This window comes from Microbacterium sp. UBA3486 (genome assembly GCF_002377845.1).
Classification (GTDB): Bacteria; Actinomycetota; Actinomycetes; order Actinomycetales; family Microbacteriaceae; genus Microbacterium; species Microbacterium maritypicum_A.
Map to the genome: position 1 here is coordinate 1 of NZ_DFQP01000078.1, position 4,202 is coordinate 4,202.

Consider the following 4,202-nt stretch of genomic DNA (forward strand, 5'->3'; position numbering starts at 1 on the left):
ACAGGAAGCCGTGCACTCGGCGGGAGTGAGAGGGTGGGAGCGAGAGAGCGGGGCGGGGCTATCCCTTGTGCGGCCCCTCGACGCGGGCGAGGCGGGTCGCGGAGAGCGCATATGCCCCGGCCACCGCAAGCGTCAGCAGCGCGCCCAGAACGACAGCGGCCGGGAACGGGGCGGTCCCCGCTCGGAAGAGACCGACGACGGCCTGAACCGCGAAGAGCACGGAGAGGACCGCGCTGGAGAGAGCCGTCGTCGTCATCCGCCACCACGGCCGCGGCGCCATGCTCTCTCCGGGACCACGGAACACCCGCGCGGTGAACACCACCAGCGCGATGACCGCCAGCAGCGACCAGACATATCCGGCGAACAGATCCATCACGGCGAGGACGACCCCGATCATCGGGAGGATGAGCAGGGCCCAGACGACGATCCCGGCCTTGGCCGATGGTGCGCGTACACGCATCGCTCCCTCTCCTCTCCCCCACACGACAAAGAGCACGTTACCCGTCGAACGCACGTTACCCGTCGAGAGCACGGGATCTCGTCGAGCGCACGGCTTCTTCACGCCGGGAAGCCGTGCACTCGACAGGAAGNNACAGGAAGCCGTGCACTCGGCGGATGGGGTCAGCGCTTGTGACGCTGCACGGCCAGGGTCACCGTCGCGGAATCGGCGGGAGCGGGAGCAGGAGAGGCGGCGGCGAGGTCGGGGAGACCCGCGGAAACCGCCTTGCGTGTGCGACCGATCGCTCGGCGAGAGAGCGCCCACTGCAGGCCGTAGCCGATCGCGAACACCATCAGCGTGAAGATCAGCGCCATCGCGGCCCCCTGGTCCGGCGCATACAGCTGTGCGGACCGCGGGTTGATCATCGCGTAGATGTACATCGACAGCGGCCGCGACGACGGGGTCGCCAGGAACGCCGGGAGCGTGAACTCATTGGTGCCGAGGATGAACATCTGGATCCACACGGCCATCACGGTCGGCATCAGCAGCGGCGCGATGATGCGGCGGAATCCCTCGAACCGACTCGCTCCGCTGGTGAGCGCCGCCTCCTCCAGCTCCGGCCTGATCTGCAGCGTCGCGCTGTACGACGAGCGGTAGGCGATCGACACCCGGTAGGAGTACGCGATCACGAGCGCGAGCAGCGTGCCCGCGATCGGGATGTACGGGTTGATCACCATGAACGTGAGGAACATCGCGAAGCCGGCGATGGTCGCGGGGATCGCGACCGACGAGGAGGCGAACAGGTCCATGGCCTTCACCCACCAGGTCTTCTTGCTGCGGGCGATGCCGTAGGCGAGCACCGTGGCGAAGACCACCGCGATCGTGGCGCTGCCGCCCGCGATGATGACCGTGCGTCCGAGCGACACCCAGAACTCGGGGTCGGCGAGCACCGTGCCGAAGGCGCCGAAGTCGGTGCTGCCGAGCATCGCGTCGATCGAGAACGCCACCGGATAGGGAGTGATCGCCGCCCACAGCAGAGCGAGCAGAGGGAGGATGCCGGTGAGCAGGATGAACACGGCGACCAGCAGCATGACCGGGATCTTCCACGGCCCCATCCGCATGGTCGACGGCCGGAAGCCCTTGCCCGACACCGAGGCTCTGCGCTCGGCGTTGCGCGTGGCCCGCAGATAGATCGCGAACGCGACGGTCGTGATCACGAGGAACACCAGTCCCCACGCGGCAGCCAGACCGTACTGCGGCAGTTCGCCCGCGTTGGAGCTGATGAGCGTCCAGAGCTTGAGGGCGAAGATGTCGCGTCCCGACTCCTGGCCGAACAGCAGCGGCACCTCGAGACTGCCGAGGCCGAGGATGAAGGTCAGCACCGTCACCCCGAGGAGCCCCGGCCACAGCATCGGCAGCGTCACTCGACGAAGCGTCTGCGGCCAGGAGGCCCCCGAGACCCGCGCCGACTCCTCCAGCGAGCCGTCCATGTTCGTCAGGATCGGCACGATCATCAGGTACGGGAACGTGACGTTCGTGAGCGCCTGGATGAAGATCATCGTCGGGAACGCATAGGGATCGATCGGCACGTCGCTCGCGAACGGCAGCAGCCGCAGCAGCTGGTTGAGCACCCCCGACTCGGGCGACAGCATCAGCAGGTAGGCCTGGGCCTTCACGATCGGCGGGATGATGTACGGCACGATCACCAGCACCGAGATCAGACGGCGCCACGGGGCATCCGTGCGCACCGTGACCCAGGCGAGGCCGAAAGCCATCAGGAGCGTGAGCAGCGTGGAGCCGCCGACGAAGGCGCCGGTCGCGCCGAGCACGCCCCAGAAGTCTTCGCGCAGCTGCCACAGGGTGACGAAGTTCTCGACACCCCACTGGGCCGACGAGACGCCGAAGGGCAGGAACGGACCACGGAATGCGGTGATCACCTGGACGATCAGTGGTACCGCGAGAAGGATGAAGATGACCGCGCCCGAGACGATCATCGCGATCGTCATCGTGGTGGGACGCTTTCGCCCCGTGGTCCGTCCTGCCTTGAACATCGTTATCCGTTCAGCGCCTTGTCGGCGGCGTTGATCATGGCCTGCCAGTCGTCACGAGTGGCCTGCGTCTCGGTCTCGGCGCCGTTCTCGAGGCCGAGCAGCAGCGCGTCGGAGTTCGTCTTCATGAGTCCGGTGGCCTCGGCGAAGGTCGCGGCGGGGAGACCGGCGAACGGCACCTGGGTGCTGGCGAAACGCTCGTCGGTCATGCGGAGCTTGATCCAGTCGGGGTCGAACGCGTTCCACAGGGTCCACAGCGCGGCCCCCGGCTTGTTCTTGGCGTCGGAGTTGACGCCGGAGAACTGCGCCCAGACTCCTGCGTGCTCGAACGGTGAGACCTGCAGCGCCGGGTTCGGGTTGAACAGCGTCTGGTTGAGCGCGATCGGCACGTCACCGCTCGACAGCGGAGCACCCTGGTCCTCCAGCAGCTTCAGGTTGCCCGACGACAGGAGCTCGTCGATCAGCGAGACCATCTTGTCCTCGCCCTCGGCCATGCCGTATCCGGCGAAGACCACCGCGTTGTAGCCGGCGACCGACACCTTGTCCTTGTATTCGGGGGCGAGCAGCCCGTCGAGCGTCTCGGGCACCGCGGTCACCTTGTCGGTGTTGTACTGGATGAGCGTGCCGTTGATGCTGTCGGGCATGAGCTCGGGGGCGCCGATGGTCAGGAACTCCTTCGGAACACCGAAGCTCTCCCAGTCGACCTTCTCCCAGAAGCCCTCGTCGTACATCGCGGCCATCGAGGTGATCGAGCCGGACACCACATCGGTGTTCCGCGAACCGGTCGCCTTCGCCGAGATGATCGCCGACGACAGGTTGTACGTCAGCCCCCTGGTCTCGACCTTGATGTCGGGGAAGCGCTTGTTGAACTGCTCGATCACGTCAGGCGACAGCTCGTACCAGTCCCAGATGACCAGAGTGCCGCCGTCAGCCTTCTTCGCCTCTTCGTAGAGGGCGTCGAGCTGCTTGTCGATCTCGGGCCAGTACTCGTCGTAGAAGTTCTCGCAGCGGGTGATCGCTCCGACTTCCACGGCGTCGCAGGTGGCCGACGCGGCGTCGCCCTCGAGCGCGCTGTCACCGCCGCCGGCATCGGTCGATGTGTTGCATCCGGTCAAGGCGAGCGCGAAGACCGCCGTGATGGCGACAGCTCCCAGTGTTCTCTTCATGATCTGAATGTCCTCTCTGACATCAGGTGTGTGATTGCGGGTGTGGTGCGGGGTGGATCAGGCGCCCAGCACGCGGCAGGCGTGCGAGACCAGTTCGAGGAAGACCCTGCCGCCCTCGGGGGGTGTCGCGAGTGGCGCTCCGCGTCCGACGATCGTGGCGACGGGCTCGCCATCGGTGAGCACTTCGGCCTCGTACTCGACGATCTCGCCGAGGAACTCCACCCGCACGATGCGCACGGGAAGGACGTTCGGGCGATCGATGTCGGTCTCATGCCAGCGCACGGTCTCGGGCCGGAATGTCAGGGTGACCTCGTCGCCGATCGAGACCCCGTCGGGCACCGGCGTCTGCAGCCGGGTGCCGAGCGCCTCGACCACCGCGTCGCCGGGGCCGTCACGATCGATCACCACGGCGGGGATCATGTTCGCGCGACCGACGAAGTTCGCCACGAATCGGTCGGCCGGCTGGTCGTAGAGCTCGCGGGGTGACGCCTCCTGCACGATGCGTCCGCCGTTCATCACGGCCACCCGATCCGACATCGACAGCGCCTC

At 66.9% G+C, this 4,202-nt stretch carries 4 protein-coding genes; all 4 read right to left on the bottom strand.

The window, feature by feature from the left end; genetic code table 11:
* Window positions 1–58 precede the first annotated feature (58 nt).
* The gene (locus tag B2869_RS11770; protein ID WP_292766715.1) at window positions 59–460 is read right to left on the bottom strand and encodes a hypothetical protein; all 402 of its coding nucleotides are present in this window, start codon (window positions 458–460) and stop codon (window positions 59–61) included.
* A gap of 161 nt (window positions 461–621) precedes the next feature.
* A complete protein-coding gene (locus B2869_RS11775; protein WP_292766717.1) occupies window positions 622–2,445 on the bottom strand; it encodes an ABC transporter permease in 1,824 nt (607 codons plus the stop codon).
* Between the two features lie 47 nt (window positions 2,446–2,492).
* Window positions 2,493–3,653, bottom strand: coding sequence for an ABC transporter substrate-binding protein (locus B2869_RS11780; RefSeq protein WP_292766720.1), 1,161 nt, complete (start codon window positions 3,651–3,653; stop codon window positions 2,493–2,495).
* 57 nt (window positions 3,654–3,710) lie between these two features.
* The coding region (locus B2869_RS11785) for a TOBE domain-containing protein (protein ID WP_292766723.1) at window positions 3,711–4,202 on the bottom strand (492 nt) is incomplete at its 5' end.

Bases quoted from the DNA above. Each gene is read 5' to 3' on its own strand.
- B2869_RS11775 (WP_292766717.1), bottom strand. From the start codon at position 2,445: ATGACGATCGCGATGATCGTCTCGGGCGCGGTCATCTTCATCCTTCTC.
- B2869_RS11780 (WP_292766720.1), bottom strand. From the start codon at position 3,653: ATGAAGAGAACACTGGGAGCTGTCGCCATCACGGCGGTCTTCGCGCTC.
- B2869_RS11770 (WP_292766715.1), bottom strand. From the start codon at position 460: ATGCGTGTACGCGCACCATCGGCCAAGGCCGGGATCGTCGTCTGGGCC.